The sequence below is a fragment of the Planctomyces sp. SH-PL14 genome (assembly GCF_001610835.1).
Lineage (GTDB): Bacteria > Planctomycetota > Planctomycetia > Planctomycetales > Planctomycetaceae > Planctomyces_A.
Map to the genome: position 1 here is coordinate 8,156,893 of NZ_CP011270.1, position 15,985 is coordinate 8,172,877.

Annotated in this window: 12 protein-coding genes; 6 read left to right on the top strand and 6 right to left on the bottom strand. The window is 65.4% G+C overall.

The genetic code is table 11. From position 1 onward, the window contains the following. Positions 1-181 precede the first annotated feature (181 nt). A complete protein-coding gene (locus VT03_RS31505; RefSeq protein WP_075096679.1) occupies positions 182-832 on the top strand; it encodes a Uma2 family endonuclease in 651 nt (216 codons plus the stop codon). A gap of 143 nt (positions 833-975) precedes the next feature. Here the strand turns inward: VT03_RS31505 and VT03_RS31510 are convergent, their stop codons facing one another. From VT03_RS31510 to VT03_RS31520, 3 genes are all read right to left on the bottom strand, one after another. Beyond that, positions 976-2,310 carry an outer membrane beta-barrel protein gene (locus tag VT03_RS31510; RefSeq protein ID WP_075096680.1) on the bottom strand — a complete coding sequence of 445 codons (1,335 nt, stop codon included), beginning with the start codon at positions 2,308-2,310 and terminating at the stop codon, positions 976-978. Between the two features lie 303 nt (positions 2,311-2,613). After that, complete coding sequence (locus VT03_RS31515) at positions 2,614-3,114, bottom strand: 6-pyruvoyl trahydropterin synthase family protein (RefSeq protein ID WP_075096681.1); 501 nt, start codon at positions 3,112-3,114, stop codon at positions 2,614-2,616. A 198-nt stretch (positions 3,115-3,312) separates the two neighbouring features. After that, complete coding sequence (locus VT03_RS31520; protein WP_156514916.1) at positions 3,313-4,959, bottom strand: hypothetical protein; 1,647 nt, start codon at positions 4,957-4,959, stop codon at positions 3,313-3,315. 288 nt (positions 4,960-5,247) lie between these two features. Here VT03_RS31520 and VT03_RS31525 point away from each other — a divergent pair, with 288 nt between their 5' ends. After that, positions 5,248-6,384, top strand: a complete 1,137-nt coding sequence (locus tag VT03_RS31525) for a serine/threonine-protein kinase (protein WP_075096683.1) — start codon at positions 5,248-5,250, stop codon at positions 6,382-6,384. 479 nt (positions 6,385-6,863) lie between these two features. Continuing rightward, the gene (locus VT03_RS31530; RefSeq protein ID WP_075096684.1) at positions 6,864-7,193 is read left to right on the top strand and encodes a hypothetical protein; all 330 of its coding nucleotides are present in this window, start codon (positions 6,864-6,866) and stop codon (positions 7,191-7,193) included. Between the two features lie 6 nt (positions 7,194-7,199). Here the strand turns inward: VT03_RS31530 and VT03_RS31535 are convergent, their stop codons facing one another. After that, positions 7,200-7,934, bottom strand: coding sequence for a PIG-L family deacetylase (locus VT03_RS31535; RefSeq protein ID WP_075096685.1), 735 nt, complete (start codon positions 7,932-7,934; stop codon positions 7,200-7,202). Positions 7,935-8,097: 163 nt separating this feature from the next. On the opposite strand from VT03_RS31535, the gene VT03_RS31540 reads away from it, so the two are divergent. After that, complete coding sequence (locus VT03_RS31540; RefSeq protein ID WP_231870560.1) at positions 8,098-9,087, top strand: nitrilase family protein; 990 nt, start codon at positions 8,098-8,100, stop codon at positions 9,085-9,087. 57 nt (positions 9,088-9,144) lie between these two features. Next, complete coding sequence (locus VT03_RS31545; RefSeq protein WP_075096686.1) at positions 9,145-9,915, top strand: TatD family hydrolase; 771 nt, start codon at positions 9,145-9,147, stop codon at positions 9,913-9,915. Between the two features lie 356 nt (positions 9,916-10,271). Here the strand turns inward: VT03_RS31545 and VT03_RS31550 are convergent, their stop codons facing one another. Together VT03_RS31550 and VT03_RS31555 are read right to left on the bottom strand one after the other, a co-directional pair. Beyond that, positions 10,272-12,881 (bottom strand): hypothetical protein, encoded by a 2,610-nt coding sequence (locus tag VT03_RS31550; RefSeq protein WP_075096687.1) that lies wholly within the window; start codon positions 12,879-12,881, stop codon positions 10,272-10,274. 228 nt (positions 12,882-13,109) lie between these two features. After that, on the bottom strand, positions 13,110-13,862 hold the full coding sequence (locus VT03_RS31555) for a DUF1080 domain-containing protein (protein ID WP_075096688.1): 753 nt from the start codon (positions 13,860-13,862) through the stop codon (positions 13,110-13,112). Between the two features lie 545 nt (positions 13,863-14,407). On the opposite strand from VT03_RS31555, the gene VT03_RS31560 reads away from it, so the two are divergent. Beyond that, positions 14,408-15,976, top strand: coding sequence for a Gfo/Idh/MocA family protein (locus tag VT03_RS31560; RefSeq protein ID WP_075096689.1), 1,569 nt, complete (start codon positions 14,408-14,410; stop codon positions 15,974-15,976). Positions 15,977-15,985 lie beyond the last annotated feature (9 nt).

Consider the following 15,985-nt stretch of genomic DNA (forward strand, 5'->3'; position numbering starts at 1 on the left):
CCGCCGAACGGTGAATGCATCCCCTCCCGGATCGCCGCCGATCCATGCTTTGCCGCGGTCCCCCCATTCGGTAAGGTGACGGTCGGGTTACGCTGAGGAGGGACCGGCTGCGGTTCTTTCCAGCGGGAGCGGGCCGCGTGGCCGTTCCTGAGATACGGCGGATTCAGTCGGAAAGACTCGGATGGCGGGCGAACCTCTGACCACCGGCACTGTGTTCGACGTCAGGGCCTCCGAGAGGACCCGCCCGGCCTCGGCCCGGATCACGATGCCGGTCAGCGAGTTTCAGGACGCCGCTCTCTACGGCGAGGACGTCCGGTACGAGGTCTTCAACGACCTCGTCGTCCTCTGTCCGGCGACCTCCCCGGCGGAGCGAGGACCGAACGGAGAGCTGGAGTACCTGCTCCGCGCCTACCGGGATCGCCATCCGCTCGGAGGAATCCTCGACGATACGCTGGCCGACCAGGAACTCGTCACCCCCGCCGGGCTCCGGCGGCCGGATCGGGTGATCTGGACCGAGCTCGGGCGGACGCCGCAGATCGAGTTCGATCCCCCGTCCATCGTCGTCGAGTTCGTCTCCATCACGACGGTCGACCGGCGGAGAGAGTTCGAGACGAAGCGCAACGAGTACGGGCAGCTCGGCGTTGCGGAGTACTGGATCCTCGACCGCTTCCGGCGGATGATGGTCGTCTGCCGGGGGGACGTCGTCGCGGCGGTCGTTCCGGAAGACGGAACCTACGAGACGCCGCTCCTGCCGGGGTTCTCCTTGCCGTTTCGGGATCTCCTGAAGTACGCCGACCGGTACGATCCCCCGGCGTCCCCCGATCCCGCCTGATTGGCTTCAGCTCCCTCCCGGGCCCGCTGCCGAAGATCGCCACACCGTCACGGGCCGCGCCAGGTCCCGGCAACCAAAACGAGAACGCCGTGCCTTCCATGGGGAAGACACGGCGTCTGGACTGCACGGAGAGGAGCCGACGACTAGAAGGTCAGCACCGCGTCGATACCGAAGATGAAGTTGTCGTTGTAGTCGTTCGCGGTCGTGTTGTTGCTGGCGTTGCCGATGGCGTTGGTGCCGACCGGCAGCGGACCCTGCGAGAACGCGCCCGGAGCGACCGATCCCGGAACCCAGTTGTACCGGACTTCCGGACGGATCGTCAGGTTCTTGATCGGCTTGTAGTTCACGCCGAGGGCCATTTCATTGATGGACTCGCCGTTGCACTTCCACCATTCGAGGCGGCCACCGAGCTTCCACTTGTCGTTGACGGTGTAGAAGAGGTACTGGTTGATGCCGACCGCGTCATACCCGCCGAACGGAGCGTTGAACTGCGCGTTGATGGACTTGTCCATCGTGTCGTAGTCCGTCTGGAGGACGTATTCCCACTTCTCGTTGATCTTGTAGTCGATCACGAGGCTGTGGCTGTAGCCTTCGCCGATCCAGCCCAGGTCGCCCGCGGTGCAGATGTAGGTCGCGGTGACGCTGTCCGTGACGGCGACCGTCGCACCGCCCAGGAAGCTGCTGCCGCCGAGGTACTGGTCGAATCCCGTATCCCAGCCCAGCGTGTATCCACCGTAGAAGGTGACCTTGTCGCTGGCCTTGTAGGTCGCGAGGGCACCGGTGTGGGTGAACGCTTCGCCGAAGTTGAAGGTGTAGGGGATGCTGTAGAAGAAGTTCCCGGTCGCCGGAACGACCTGGTAGCCGAGCAGCGTGTAGAAGTGACCGACCTTGACCGACAGGTCCTTGTAGGCGACTTCACCGTAGAGCTGGGGCATCGCCCAGCCGTACTGGCCGTGGTTCCAGGAAGCGTCGAAGTCGAAGCGGCCCGGAGCGTTGCCGAACGACTGGGTGTTGGAGGCGTCCGTGCCGTACATCAGGTCGACGCGACCACCGAAGCCCAGGCCTTCGCTTCCGTCGGCCTTCTTCTCAACGTACAGGTTGAGCTGGTGGGCCTGGAACTTGCCGGGGTACGTGTTGAACGTGCCGTCGTTCGCGCTGTGGTAGCCGAACTGGGCCCATCCGCCGACGTCCCAGCCCGAGTCTTCCGCGAACAGCTTGTTGCCGAGGTCGAATCCGTCGCCGCCGAAGCAGCCGCAGCCGCCCGCGTCGCAGGTTTCGATCGGGCAGCAGGGATCGGGAATGCAAACGTTCGGATCGCACGCTTCCGTCGTGCACTCGTTGCTGACGAGCTGGATCCCGTCACCAAAGACGGCGTCCGTGTTGATGAATCCGCGGGACTCGCCGGCGACGGCCAGCGAACCCAGTCCCATCGTGGCGGTGATGGAGCACAGCCACTTCGTCCAAACCGACTTCTTCATTGTTCCATCTCCTGATGCGGGGGCCGAGAGCGCGGCGTCTCCCCTCCGTGTCTGGGTCCTCAGCGCATCGCCGGCGCCTGGCAGGGCACCATTCGGGCGGCGTGATGACAGTCCTTGGCAGAGGATTCGACTGTCGGCGGTTCCCCGGTTTCTGACTTTCCGGTAACGCCTTACAGCTTGCCTAAGCGGATCACCAAAGCGGGTGTTGAGAGGGGATCACCGGCGGGTTCCGCCGATTCCCGTCGCGGCCGGTGGAGCCGGAGGTCGCACCGCCGCTTCGGAAAACCGAAGCCGCGCGCGAACTCACTGCGGCGCGGCGAACTTGCGGCTCCAGAAAGCCCATTGGCCGAAGTTTTCCTCGACCCCGATGCAGATTTCGCTCAAGTCGTGAGGACCGATCTGCTCCAGCAGGCGCTCTCCAATCCATCCGGCCAGGAGTTCGGCCGTCGTCTGCTCCAGGGGGAGCAGGCGGCACTCTTCGAGGGGAAAGACCCAGCGGCGGTCTCCATAGCGGGCCTCGACTTCGCGGTCGCTCACCGCCAGGGGAATCTGCGGGTGGCGCGTCGGAAGGAGCATCCGGTGGTCGAGGTCCGCCACGATCCGCTGGAGGGTGTCCCGGAGCGCGACGAAGTCAAAGACGTAGCGATTGACGTCCAGCGGTCCCGTGACATCCGCCGAGACCCGCCAGTTGTGCCCGTGCAGCCGCTCGCAGAACGAGACGTCCGGCGTGGTGATCGTGACGAAGTGTCCCGCGCTGAAGACCAGATGATCCTTCGTCACGTGGACGCGGTAAGAGTCGGCCATACTGTCTTCGATGAGGCGGAAGGGAGCTCGCTGACCGAAGTCCGGCCAGCGTCAGTCGACGCTGCCGGGTGGGGGGGGGCGGATCGCGCTCCCATGAAGAACCGTCCAGGGGAGTGGAGTCGCCGGAGGCATCCGAGGCCGGCCCGGGAGTGGGTCGGTCCTGCGGCTCAGTATCGCCCCCGTCCGGCGCCAGCGGGCCTATCGGCGCGGAGCGATTCCCTTGTTCCGCGGACCGACGGCGACCCCCATGCGTCCGGACTTGCTTCCGGAGAACGGGAGCGGTTGGCCATTGCTATCCAGAGATCCGTCGTCGATGCCGACTTCAAACGCCTGGAGCACGACGTCGATCGGATTCAGCAGTGTCAGGATCGAGCTGCCGGCGAAGAGCAGTCCCACAGGACGATTTCCATCCTGGTACACGACCAGCGATCCCGAGTCGCCCGGCCCGCCGAATATGCCGCTGGTCACTCGATTCACCTGGATGCAACGATCGAAGTAGGTGGGGCCCAACTGCCCGTCAATCACGGCCTTCACGTTGAGGGCGTCAATCTGCCCGCGGGTGAAGAACGTGGTCCGGCCCATTTTCTGAATTCTCGCGCCGATCTGTGGCTGCCGGACAATCTCGCGGGACGGGATCCCGTAGGCACCGGTCGGGGTCTGGTAGTCGACGTTCTGCGGCGTGGTGATTCCGATGGCGGCATCGACGTAGTTGTACGGCGAATCGGCCGTGGTGTTGAACACGAACAGATAAGCGACGTATTGCGTCAGATTCGCGATGTTTGTCGTCGCTGTTATGTCGCAATTGACCACGTCGAATGTGCCGGGCTGGCAAAGGATGTCACCGATCACTGCGGCGTTCTCACCGGCGTAGACGTGGTTATTGCTCAAGGCGTAGACCGCCCCGGCGCGATCCACCACGCGACATCCAAGGGTTCCGCTGGCGCACGGCTCCTCCTCATTGGTCGTGGAGACTCCGATCGGAACCGGAATCGGATAGCGGGACCGGGCCTGACCCACGCTCCCCGTCGGGGCGGCCAGGGTCTTGGTTCCCCCGCCTGCCTTGACTCCGGTTTTGCCCGCGGGGCTGGGAGCGGCGAGGGCCGTGCCCGATGGGCCACCGTTCATGAACGTGAACTCACCGGCGACCGCGACTTCGACCGGAACTCCCTCGTAATTGCTTGGGAAGTTTCGAGCGGTTCCACGACGATGAGCGGAAATCTTGATCGTGAGTTCGCCGCGGTCGTTCTCACCCAACCCGACCGATCCGATCCCTTCCTTCGTGCGGATGAGCTCGTCCGCGATGCGGTCCTGAATGGAGAGGGCCCGGTCGAATTCCGCCCGGTCATACTTCTTTCCCGCCACCTGTTCGTCGACCGGCGTTTTCGACTCGACGTGCTCCTCGGAGAGCCGGACGACCCGCAGCGGAACCTCGAACTGAGCGCGGTCGGCGTCCGTAATCTTCTCGGCTGTCTTGAGATAGAGCTTGCGGCGGCGGGAGGTCTGGTTCGGCGGCAGGGCTTCGTTGAGGTCGACGAGGCCGTAATACTGCCGGCCGTCCTTCAGCGTGTCGGTATACCAGTCGAAGACGAACTCCGTCTGCTTCCCGGAGTCGAAGGTGACCGCGATCGGGCCGGTCAGGTTGGTCTTCGATGTATTGGTCAGCGTGACGAACACTTCGTGGGTCGTGTCGTCCGGAGAGCGGAGCCCCTCCGAGAACTCGATCCGCACCTGCTTGCTGATGTCGATCGCCTCGGGTTTTTCCTGGGCTTTCGGAGGAGCGCCCTGCGCCACGCCGATCAGGAGCGCTAGGACCGACGTACTCCAGAGGCACTGGGAGGAAGCCATGGACGAGAGCTCCGCGAAAGAAACGCGCATGAGGCCAAATACGACTATCGACCACGGTAGTCCCGCTCTGGAACGTGGTCAAGAACCTTCCGTCCAAAAGAGTTGTGGCGACTTTGCCGGCCCGGGCCCGCGGGGTTTCTACCGGAATTCCCGCCAATCTTTCGGCTGGCGAAAGATTGCGCGAACCGAAACCGCCGGGGAATTCGTCTCCCTCCCCTCCTTCGGAAGAGGTATCATTCGCAACCAGCCTTCAAACAGGCGGGTATCTGCGGGCGGCTTACAATCTGGATGAAAATGGAGAACGACCTTTCGAGCGTCGACCCGACGGCGGCGTTCGACGAGTCTGCGGCCATCCTCAAAGGGGAGGAGGGGGGCGCGGCCGGCGAACTGATGGATCGGTTCCAGGCGGTGACTTCGGCGAACGAGGTCCGGTGGGAGATCCGTTACCGCCTCATCCGGCGACTCGGAGCGGGTGGTCAGGGGGTCGTGTTTCTCGCGGACCGCCGCGGCGCCTTCGGAACGACGTTCCGTCTTGCCCTGAAGTTCTTTCGGCCGGACGGATACTCGAGCGTCACTGCTTACAACTCCGAAATGGCGCGTCTCGCCCGCGTGGCGACGACGCTTGCCCGGATCCAGCAGGACCATCTCCTCGACCTCTACAACGTCATTGAGCTCGACGGCCTGCACGTTCTCACGATGGAGTGGGTTGACGGCTACGGGCTCCGCGAACTGCTGAAGCCGCGGACCCTGGACCTGGTGCGGGCGACGATGCGCCCGGATCGGTGGGATCACGTGAACGACGTCGTCGTCACGAAGTCCGCGGAGCAGCTCCGGCTGAAGCCCGGCGTCGCCACGGCGATTCTCCGGGAGTGCCTGTCGGGCGTGGCCGCCCTGCACCGGACCGGAATCGTGCATGCGGACCTGAAGCCGTCGAACCTGATGATCAAGCGGACGGGAAACTGCAAGGTGATCGACTTCGGGTCGGCCTTCCTCGTCGGGCAGCCAGCCTTCCGCTCGACCTGGACCCCGCGGTACGCCGCCGTCGAAGTCCTCGAGGGGGCGCCGCACACTCCGCAGGCCGACCTGGCCAGCCTGGGGTACATGCTGTTCGAGATGCTGTCCGGGCAGTATCCCTTTGTCGACCTGATGGGGCCTGATCTCATTGAGGCGAAGCGGCGGCTTCCCCAGCGGCTCCGAGAGTTCCTGCCGGCGGAAGTCGCCCGGAACGAGCGGCTGCTCAATCTCATCCGGCGGCTGATCGCGCCGAATCCGGCCGACCGCTTCTGTTCAGCGGAGGATGCGGATCAGTCTCCCGAAGGGGCGGCGGCGTTCGAGCGGGAGCTGGTCCGGGCCAACCTCTCCAGCGACTACGCCAACGAAATCCGGCTGTGGTTGTCCGAGATTGAGCAGGAGCGGGCCGAGTAGCGGTTTATCTCGAACCGCATTCTTGCCGGCACGATTCGTTAGCTCAAATCCAATGTTCCACGGCAGCCGGGGTCAAGGGGCCAAGAAACAACACAGCCCCCCTTGCCGCCGGAGGCGCTTCCATGAGGAACCGTGGGACACAACAGACGTCCGTTTTGTGATACTGGCGTTGAGGACTCACCGCTCGCTGCTCAATCCCCGCGGGTTGGTGAGGGGGCATCCGGGACGTTGTCCGCGTTTGGACACTCACTCCTTCAGACATCTCTCGACGGCCAGGCCTCCGGCGGGCAAGAGGGCGTTGCCCCCTTGCATCCCCCACCAGGGGTGAACCCCTGGACCCCGGATGGTCGACGCTCGTAGAGATCTGTACGCCAGTCATCGGCGGATGCCGCCGGTCCCTTTTGCTTCAAAAAGCGGTATTGCCTCGGCCCGCAAAATCCTGCCAAAGTGGGCCGACTCGTACACCACGGATGGCCCGCATGACGACCCCTTCTCACAATGTCGGTTCAACGGATCTGAGCTCCCTCAAGGCGGAGCTCGAAGCGGCGATCCCGGACGACTGGAACCAGGCCCGGCTCCAGGTCGTCATGCACTACGAGGAAGGAAGCGTGGGGACCAGCCACCTTCTGAGCCCTCCCGATGATCCCGACGGGTTCATCGACATCCCCGGCGACGTCTTTCACATCACGACCCGCATCGAACGGACTGCCCGCGCCGCCGGGCAACCCTGGCGGGAAATGACCGTCGACGCCCTCCGTAGTCCGGCGGGATGGGAATTCGCCGTCCGGTTCGTCAACAAGGCCGCCTGAACAGCGTCAGCTCACCACGTGCAGCGTCTTCAGCACATCGCTTGAGAGCAGGGGCTTCGGGGAGATCAGCATCTCTCCCGCCAGCGTCCCGCAGATCCCCCCCAGCGTCAGGGCCTGTGCCTCGATCACCCGCAGCACGCGGGTTTTGTCGAGGCCAAACTGGGATTTGTAGGCCCGGATCGCATCGAGCTTCGCCTCAAGCGTCTCGGTGATGTCGGCCACAAACGCGCCGGCTGTGTCCATCAGATGTCGCTGGTCAAAGCCGAGCGGATACCACACCTGCCGGGGGACCGTGTGGACCGGCAGGCCGCCGAACTCGTGGTCCCATTTCGTCAGTCGGGCGTAGAAGACCGCCGCGTCCGTGATCTGCATCGCCTGCCAGTGGTCGGGCGAGGCCATTGGAGTCTTGCCGGCAATCCCCATCACCAGCCGCGGCTTATGGCGGCGGATGACCTTGGCCAGCTCGACCCGGGCTTCGTAACTGTCGAAGAGGCGGCGGTTCGGGAGCGTCAGGATCTCGCGGGTGTGGACCCCCAGGATGCGAGCTGCTTCCATCGCCTCTTCGGTCCGTTGCTCGGGGCCGGAGGAGAGGGGGGTCGGCTCGCCGTCGGTCAGGTCGACGATCCCGACGCGGTAGCCCGCTTTGGCCATGCGGGCCAGCGTCCCGCCGATCGCGACTTCCACATCATCCGGATGAGCCCCGACTGCCAGGACGTCGAGCGCCGAATCTGACTCTGCCAACTCCGCACCTGCATTACGACTTCCGATCTCAGGCCACTACAGTAACAGAACCGGTGGCGACTTCGAATTGCCCCTGTCCCCGCCCTTCCCGTCCGATTGCCCAAGAGGGCCGGGACAAACGCGAAGCAGTTGCGAGCACGATGCCGGGAGAAAGCCAACCCTCATGCCGATGACTCCCCCCGAGACTCCGTCGATCCGGATCGCCGCGGTCCAGTTTGAACCCCGCGATGGCGACAAGGGGTTCAACCTGGAGCGGATCGAAGCGCTGGCGGGCCGGGCGGCGCGGGAGGGGGCGCGGGTCGTCTCGTTTCATGAGTGCTCGATCTCCGGCTACTCCTTCGTGCAGACGTTCGACAAGCAGCAGATGCTCGACCTCGCCGAGGAGATTCCGGACGGTTCGGCGACGCGGGAGCTGATCCGGATCGCGGGCCGGCACAACATTGTGGTCCTGGCCGGCCTGTTCGAGCGCGAGGGGGACGAGGTTTTCAATTCCTACGTCTGCGTCGACGGGAACGGCCTGGTCGCCCGGCACCGCAAGCTGCACACGTTCGTCAATCCGCACCTGACGCCGGGAAGCGCCTTCACGGTCTTCGACATCGACGGCTGGAAGTGCGGAATTCTGATCTGCTACGACAACAATCTCCCGGAGGACGTCCGCTGCACCGCTCTGCTGGGGGCGGAGGTCATCTTCATGCCGCACGTGACCGGCTGCCTCCCCTCGGTGATGCCCGGCCGGGGCGTCGTCGATCCGGCGCTCTGGGAGCGGCGCGCGACCGATCCGGTCCCACTACGGATGGAACTGAACGGTCCCAAGGGACGGGGGTGGCTCATGCGGTGGCTCCCCGCGCGGGCGTGGGAAAACGGCATCTATGCCGTGTTCACGAACCCGATCGGGATGGAGCATGGTCAGGTGCGGAACGGAAATGCGATGATCCTTGACCCGTTCGGCGAAGTGCAGACGGAGTGTCACGCGCTCGGCGACGATCTGTGCATCGGCCTCTGCACGCGGGAGAAGCTCGCTCTGTCTTCCGGCCGGCGGTACCTGCGGGCCCGGCGTCCGGAGCTCTATGGTCCGCTGACCGCGGCTTCCGACCAGCCACCGGTCACGGAGCCGGGATGGAGACTGGCCTACCGCGACAGAACCTCCTCGTAAGGGGAGCGGTCGAACGATGGCCGCCGTCACACGTCGATTTTGTTTTGGAATGAACGAATGGAATTGATTGACACGCACGCCCACCTCGATGAGCAGGCGTTTGCCCAGGACCTGCCGCAGACGCTCGATCGCGCGCGGGAGGCGGGGCTGGTCCGGATCCTGACGATCGGGATCACGCTGGAGTCGTCACGGGCCGCGATCGCGCTGGCGGAGCGGTTCGACATGGTCTACGCCGCCGTCGGCATTCATCCCAACTACGCCTCCCAGGCGCATCAGGATGACTGGCCGGCGATCTGCGAGCTGGCGCGGCATCCGAAGGTCGTGGCGGTCGGCGAGACGGGGCTGGACCGGTACTGGGACCATACGCTGATCGACACCCAGGTCGACTACTTTCGCCGGCATCTGGCTCTGACGCGCGAGACGGGCAAGCCGTTCATCATTCACTGCCGCGAGGCCGAGAACGAAGTCCTCGACATCCTCCGCGACGAGATGGGCGGCGGCCCGATTCCCGGGCTGATGCACTCATTCTGCGGATCGAAGCAGGCGGCCGAGGAGACGCTTGGCTGGGGGATGTCGCTCTCGTTCTCCGGGATGCTGACCTACAAGAAGAACGAGGAGCTGCGGGCCCTGGCGGCGGGGGTGCCGGATGACCGGATTCTGGTCGAGACCGACTGTCCTTATCTCGCTCCCCTGCCCCACCGCGGGAAGCGGAACGAACCGTCCTTCGTGAAGCAGACCGCACGAGTCCTGGCCGAAGCCCGCGGTCGCACGATTGACGAGGTTGCTCAGCTGACGACCGCGAACGCCCGGCGGCTCTTTGGGTTTTAGACGCGGTTCTCATGGACTCGAACGGCGTCCTTGCCGGCACGACTCCCATAGCTCAAACCCAACGTGCTACGGCAGCCGGGGTCAAGGGGGCAACCCCTTGCCGCCGGAGGCACTTCCACGAGGAACCGTGGTGAACAACGGACGTCCGCTTTGTGGTACCGGCGTTGAGGACTCACTGCTCGCTTTGCAATCCCCGGGGGGGGGAGGGGGCATACGGCACGGTGTCCGCGTTTGGAGACCCCCTCCTTCAGATATCTCTCGACGGCCAGGCCTCCGGCGGGCAAAGGGGCGTTGCCCCCTTGCATCCCCCACCAGGGTGCCCCTGGACCCGGTTGTTTGGCCAGAATCGAATCAGTTCACGCGGAGCGGCGGAGCGGTTCTTCAACGAGTTCCGGCTGCGGTGCAGGAGCCGGCTGACCGACGCGAAGGAGGTCGGCGGCCAGCGAGCTCGCCAGCAGGACCGGCAGACCCGTCGCGAGCAGGATGGTTCCGGAGAACCCGATGGCGAGCGCTGCTTCCGAGAACTCGGCAAGCCACTGCGGGACGTAGTCGCCGAGGAAGATCGCCGGAAGCGTGAGGGCGAACAGGTTCGGTACCTGCTCTCCCAGAAGCGACCGGACGACGTGAGTGGTCGCCTCTTGCCGCGAGACTCCGGCCCGCAGGTCGCTGAGATACCCCAGCACGCAGCGGCTGGCCGCCTGCAGGCAGAACAGGATCGCCGAAAGTCCGGCCACGGCGGTCGTCAGATCGAGCGGCCGGCCGCTGAACGCGATCGCCCCGAGGGAAGCGGTGGCGGTCAGCACACAGGGGATCGCGACGAGCGGTGCCGTGGCGGCCGTTCCCGTGAGGATAATCATTCCCAGGACCGACAGGGCTACGCTGACGATCGACACCATCAGCAGTCCCCGAAGCAGCAGTCCCTCGGCGGCGTTTTCGATCAGTGCTGCGCCGGCGAGCGTATGGGTCACACCCGGTTCAAACCGCGTCCGGGTCTGGACGGCGTGATTCAGACGCTGCGCCAAGTCCTCGGTCGAGGCGGCCGCGTCGGTCGAGACGCGAATCCGCCAGGCTTCGGTCCGCTTCGGGTCGCTGGGGGATCCGGCAGCGAGGAACATTCGCGCCAGCGTGTGAGTTTCCGCCGTGCACTGTTCCTCGACTCCCCGCGAGACCCGGTGGAAGGCAGAGCGTTCCCGCGGCGACGCGTTCTCGGACGGTAGCGTGTGAGCGGGGTACAGATCCGTGAGGCCGGAGACGCTGCGGACATCCGGAATGGCCCGAAGGTCCCCCTGGAGCGATCGGACGAGTTCCATCCGCTCCAGGAACTTTGTCGCCGCCGTCGTTTCGGGGGAGAAGCGGACGACGATGTCGAAGTCCTGCGCACCACCGACGACGTCGTTCCATCGGGACTGGGCGTCATCGAGCGGAGCCTTCGTGAGCAGCGGCGCGGCATCGAACCGCTGGGTCCGCAACTGACCCACTCCGACGGCACACCCGACGGCCAGAACCATGAGCGCGACTCCGACCCGGCGGCCCGGACCGGCGAGCCAGCGGCTGACGGCCGCGACCGGGCCTTCGCTCTCTGCGCGGGGGCGTGTCGGGGCGGTTTCGAAATGGATCGACAGTCCGGCCAGCGCGATCAGCGCCATGGACGCCGCCATCGCGACGGCGAACCCGCGAACGGCGAGTGTCGCGGCCGCCAGCAGCGGCAGCAGGCTGATCGCCAGGACCACGGCGGCGAGGAGGGCGCCCCGCCGAGTGGAATTCCCCGGCGTGAACACTCCTGTCGTCAACGGAAGAGCGGCGAAGAGGACCGGCAGGAGGAGCAGCAGCGAGGTGGCGTTGAAGGTCAGGCCGGCGATCGTCGCAATCGCGACGGCGACAACCGCCACCAACGTCGTAAGACCGACGCTGGCCAGCCCCCGAACGGGCGACCGCAGGAGGGCCGACAGAGCGATCCCGGCGGCGGCGATCAGCATGGCGGCGACTACCCATGCAGAGCCGAACGGGGTCGTCCACTGGCCGGCGAAGGCAAGATTCTGGTTGACCGTGGAGGCCACGTCGCCGCTCAGGACGAGGTGTTCGGGAGTGATCGCACAGGCGGCGGTTGCGGTGCGGATGTCCGACAGAGCGGCCTGAGGGGCCAGCCGGCCCGCTTCCGACAGGTGGATCTCCATCGCGGTCGCGGATCCGCTCAGGAACCCCGCTTCGGCCAAGAGCCGAGCCCCCGCCGGCTCATCCATCGTGGCGTAGCCCGTCACTCCCAGGAGAACGGTCCGTATCGTTTCGAGGCCGGTCTGGGAGTGCATTCCGTCCCAGGCGAGTTCCAGGTCGACGCCGTCGGCGGTCCACGCCGGGGTCCCTTTCGGGACGGTGACTTCGATGTCGGCGAACCGCGCGTCGTCCTCCTCGGCGAAGAACGGCGTTGTCGGTGGAACGACGCGGACTTTCTGGCCGACGTGTTGTTCGACCGCGGCCACGATCTGCTTCTCGGTGCGTTCGACGTTCTCGCGTCCTTGGGGCGTGAGCGTGACCCGCAGCCGTCCGGTCCCGACCAAGCTGCCGATGAGCCGGTCATAGGCTTGCTGGGGGGAGACGCCGGATTCGATCAGTGCCGCCATCCGGTCTTGGACGGTGTCGATGGAGGCGATGTACGGCGATCCGCCCCGGCGGATGCCGTCTTCTCCCATCGTTCCGAGGAGGCGTTCTTTGACCAGCGGCAACCGGGGATCCTGCAGGGTGGCGTTGTCGCAGCCGACCAGGAGTCCTTCGGAGGCGGGAAACTGCTCGTGGACCGCCCGGAGCTGTTCCACTTCCGGGGCGGACGCTTTAAGGGCTGCGGTCGGCGCGTGATCGACGCGGAGCCGGGTCAGCGCGGACCACGCCAGCGGGATCAGGAACGCGACCGAAACCAGGACCCAGGGACCCGCAGAGAAACGTCGTGAGAACGGGCTGGGGGATTCAGACATGGACGGCTGCAATCCGTTGCGTTCAGGGAATCCGGACCTGGAAGCGCAGCCTGCCACGACGCTGCGCATCCGGCAGGAGAGCGTTTTCAAGCCATCGGCATGTCGCGCCGGAGGGGACCAGCCTTGTCGGAGTCCGCCGCCGTGGCGTCCAGAACGTCCGTCGAGCGGCGCGATGAGAGCGGACGGGGGTTTCTGGCAATCTGTTCCGTTCCGGCGGGGCGCGAACGGCTACTGCTCAGCGGGAGCGGTGGTGGGGGCTGGGGCGGTCTGGATCCGGACGTTCCGGAACTCGACGGCGTGGCCTTCGGCCTGGAACCCGATGTGTCCGGACTTCAGCTCGCCGGCTTCGCTCTCCAGCAGTTTCTGCCCGTTGATCCCGACCGTCAGGGCTCCGCCGCGGGCGACGACTTCGATCGCGTTCCACTCCCCGACGGCGTGTGTTGCGGACTGGCGGATGCCATCGACTTCGTGGACGGCGACTTCGGCTGCTCCGCCGTTCGGACGGATGGAGCCGATCTCCGCGTGTTTCCCCTGGACCTCGAGGGCCTTGGGCCAGATGGCGTCCTCGCCGGTGATGAACAGGAGGACGCCGGTGTTGGCGAGGGGGGCTTTGGCCGGATCCTTGGGAGGGGATGGGAAGCGGTAGTCGTAGCGGAGCGTGAAGTCGCCGAAGGGGGTTTTCGTTTTGAGGTAGCTCTTGGGTTTTCCGGTCGTCACGAGGAGGACTCCCTCTTCCTTCCAGTTCGCGGCGTCGGCTGGAAAGATCTCGCAGTCGGCCAGGGCCAGGCGATGGAAGCCTTCTTCGAGTGGCGGCGTTTCAGACGCGGCAGGAGCGGATGCGGTCGGGGTGGACGGTGTCTTGGGGGCGGCGGGCTGTTCTACGGCCGGCTTGTCTGCGATGGGTGGCGATGAGTTGGAGCATCCGGCCAGGAGGGAGGCGAGGAGGAGGCGGGTGACGTGTCGAGACGGGTGGCGGGGCATCGGAGCCTCGGTGTGGAATGGGGTGGCTGGGTGGTGAATTTTGGCGGCTGGAACTGCTGCGCCAATGTCTCGGCCGCGACTTTACCGGGGTCCAGGGGGTACCCCTGGTGGGGAGTGCAGAGGGGCAAGGCCCCTTTGCCCGCCGGAGGCCCTCTCGTCGAGAGATGTCTGAAGGAGTAAGTATCCAAACGCGGGCAACGTGCCGGATGCCCCCTCACCAACTCGCGAGGATTGCAGAGCCAGCGGTGTGGTGGGAGGGAGTCCTCAACACTGGTTCCACAAAGGGGACATCCATTGTGTCTCACGGTTCCTCATGGAAGCGCCTCCGGCGGCAAGGGGGTGAGACCCCCTTGACCCCAACTGCCGTAGCACATTGGGTCTGAGCTATGGGAATCCGTCCGGCAAGGACGCGGTTTGAATCCACAGCCCGCAAATCCAGTGGCGATTCTGGATGCAATTGCCGCTGCAGACTGCCATAATACGGGACGCGGCCGCGACTCTGCGCGGTCCGGGTGTCCCTGAAAATGCGATGGCAAGGCGAGGCAATGGTTCTGACTCCTGAACAGGAAAAGATCGGCAAAGAGAACTTCTCCAGCGCGGTTTCCCTCTCGCGTCGCGAATTCCTCAAGGGAGCGGCCGCCGGCGGAGTCGGACTCGGCGCCCTCTACTTCGGCTACGGCGAACTCAAAGGGGAACCGGTCCGGACCGCCGTGATCGGGACAGGGGACGAAGGAAACGTCCTCATCACTCAGCACCCGCCGAAGTACATGCAGATCGTCGCGATCGCCGACCTCCGGCCGACCAACCGCGACCGCGCCTTCACCGGAAGCGATAACGAGGCCCGCATCGGCCTCAACCGCAAGCTCGGCGCGGACGTCGCCGCCGGCATCAAGCGGTTCGCCAACCACAAGGAACTCCTCGCCGCCAAGGATGAGCTCAAGCTGGAGGCGGTCGTCATCGCCGTCCCGCTCAGCCAGCACGCGCCGATCGCCAAGGAGTGCCTCGAAGCCGGCCTCCACGTGCTGACCGAAAAGCTGATGGCCCGCACGATCACCCAGTGCAAGGAAATGATCCGGCTCGCCAAGGCCAAGAACCTCCTCCTGGCGGTCGGCCACCAGCGGCACTACAGCGTCCTCTACGACAACTCCGCCAGCCTCATCAAGAGTGGCATGCTGGGGGACATCAAGTTCATCCGCGCCCAGTGGCACCGGAACAACAGCTTCCCCGGCAGCGACCAGTGGCGCAAGGGGATCCCGAAGGAGGACATGGCCGAGCTCGAGAAGGTCAAGCTGACCGACTTCGGCTACCGCGATCCGGAAGAACTCATCAATTGGCGGCTCTACAACACGACCGGCGGCGGCCTGATGGCCGAACTCGGCAGCCACCAGATGGACGCCTGCAGCATCTTCCTCGGGAAGGTCCATCCGCTCGCCGTCCAGGGCTACGGCGGCAAGAACTTCTACGGTGTCCCCGGCGTCGGCCCCGAAGACAAGTGGAAGGATGATCGCGAGATCTTCGACCACATCTACGTGACCTTCGAGTTCCCGGGCGCTCACCACAAGGAGCAGAAGGAAGACATCGCGATCGTCACCTACTCCTCGATCAGCACCAACAAGTTCGAGCCCTACGGCGAGACGGTGCTGGGGAGCCGCGGCACGCTCCTCGTCCGCACCGAGAAGGAAGCCCTCCTCTACAAGGAAGAAGGACGCGGCAGCGAAGGGGGCGGAGCCGATCAGCGGATCTGGGTCGTCGCCAACAACGCCGGCGGCGGAACGGTCCTCGAAGCTTACGAGACCTCGTCCGGCGCCAAGAAGGGGGGAGCCTCGGGCGGAAGCGACTGGTCCGCCAACATCAGCCGCGGCTACACCGAGGAGATGGAGCACTTCTGCTTCGCCATCCGGAACCAGGGTCCCAACTACTGGCCGGACGGAAAGCCGCTCCCGCCGAGCGAAGGGGGCCTCCGCTGCAACGGCGTCGTCGCCATGGCGGACGCCATCATGGCCATGACCGCCAACATGGCCATGGAGAACCGGAAGCGGATCGTCTTCAAGGACGCCTGGTTCGATCCGGACAGCGACGCGGTTCCGGAAACCGATCCGGACTGCCTCGCCTGATTTCCGTCG

Excerpts from the sequence above, each read along its gene's own strand:
- VT03_RS31520 (WP_156514916.1), bottom strand. The coding sequence starts at position 4,959 with ATGGCTTCCTCCCAGTGCCTCTGGAGTACGTCGGTCCTAGCGCTCCTG.
- VT03_RS31560 (WP_075096689.1), top strand. The coding sequence starts at position 14,408 with ATGGTTCTGACTCCTGAACAGGAAAAGATCGGCAAAGAGAACTTCTCC.
- VT03_RS31505 (WP_075096679.1), top strand. The coding sequence starts at position 182 with ATGGCGGGCGAACCTCTGACCACCGGCACTGTGTTCGACGTCAGGGCC.
- VT03_RS31555 (WP_075096688.1), bottom strand. The coding sequence starts at position 13,862 with ATGCCCCGCCACCCGTCTCGACACGTCACCCGCCTCCTCCTCGCCTCC.
- VT03_RS31515 (WP_075096681.1), bottom strand. The coding sequence starts at position 3,114 with ATGGCCGACTCTTACCGCGTCCACGTGACGAAGGATCATCTGGTCTTC.
- VT03_RS31525 (WP_075096683.1), top strand. The coding sequence starts at position 5,248 with ATGAAAATGGAGAACGACCTTTCGAGCGTCGACCCGACGGCGGCGTTC.
- VT03_RS31510 (WP_075096680.1), bottom strand. The coding sequence starts at position 2,310 with ATGAAGAAGTCGGTTTGGACGAAGTGGCTGTGCTCCATCACCGCCACG.
- VT03_RS31530 (WP_075096684.1), top strand. The coding sequence starts at position 6,864 with ATGACGACCCCTTCTCACAATGTCGGTTCAACGGATCTGAGCTCCCTC.
- VT03_RS31545 (WP_075096686.1), top strand. The coding sequence starts at position 9,145 with ATGGAATTGATTGACACGCACGCCCACCTCGATGAGCAGGCGTTTGCC.
- VT03_RS31540 (WP_231870560.1), top strand. The coding sequence starts at position 8,098 with ATGCCGATGACTCCCCCCGAGACTCCGTCGATCCGGATCGCCGCGGTC.
- VT03_RS31550 (WP_075096687.1), bottom strand. The coding sequence starts at position 12,881 with ATGTCTGAATCCCCCAGCCCGTTCTCACGACGTTTCTCTGCGGGTCCC.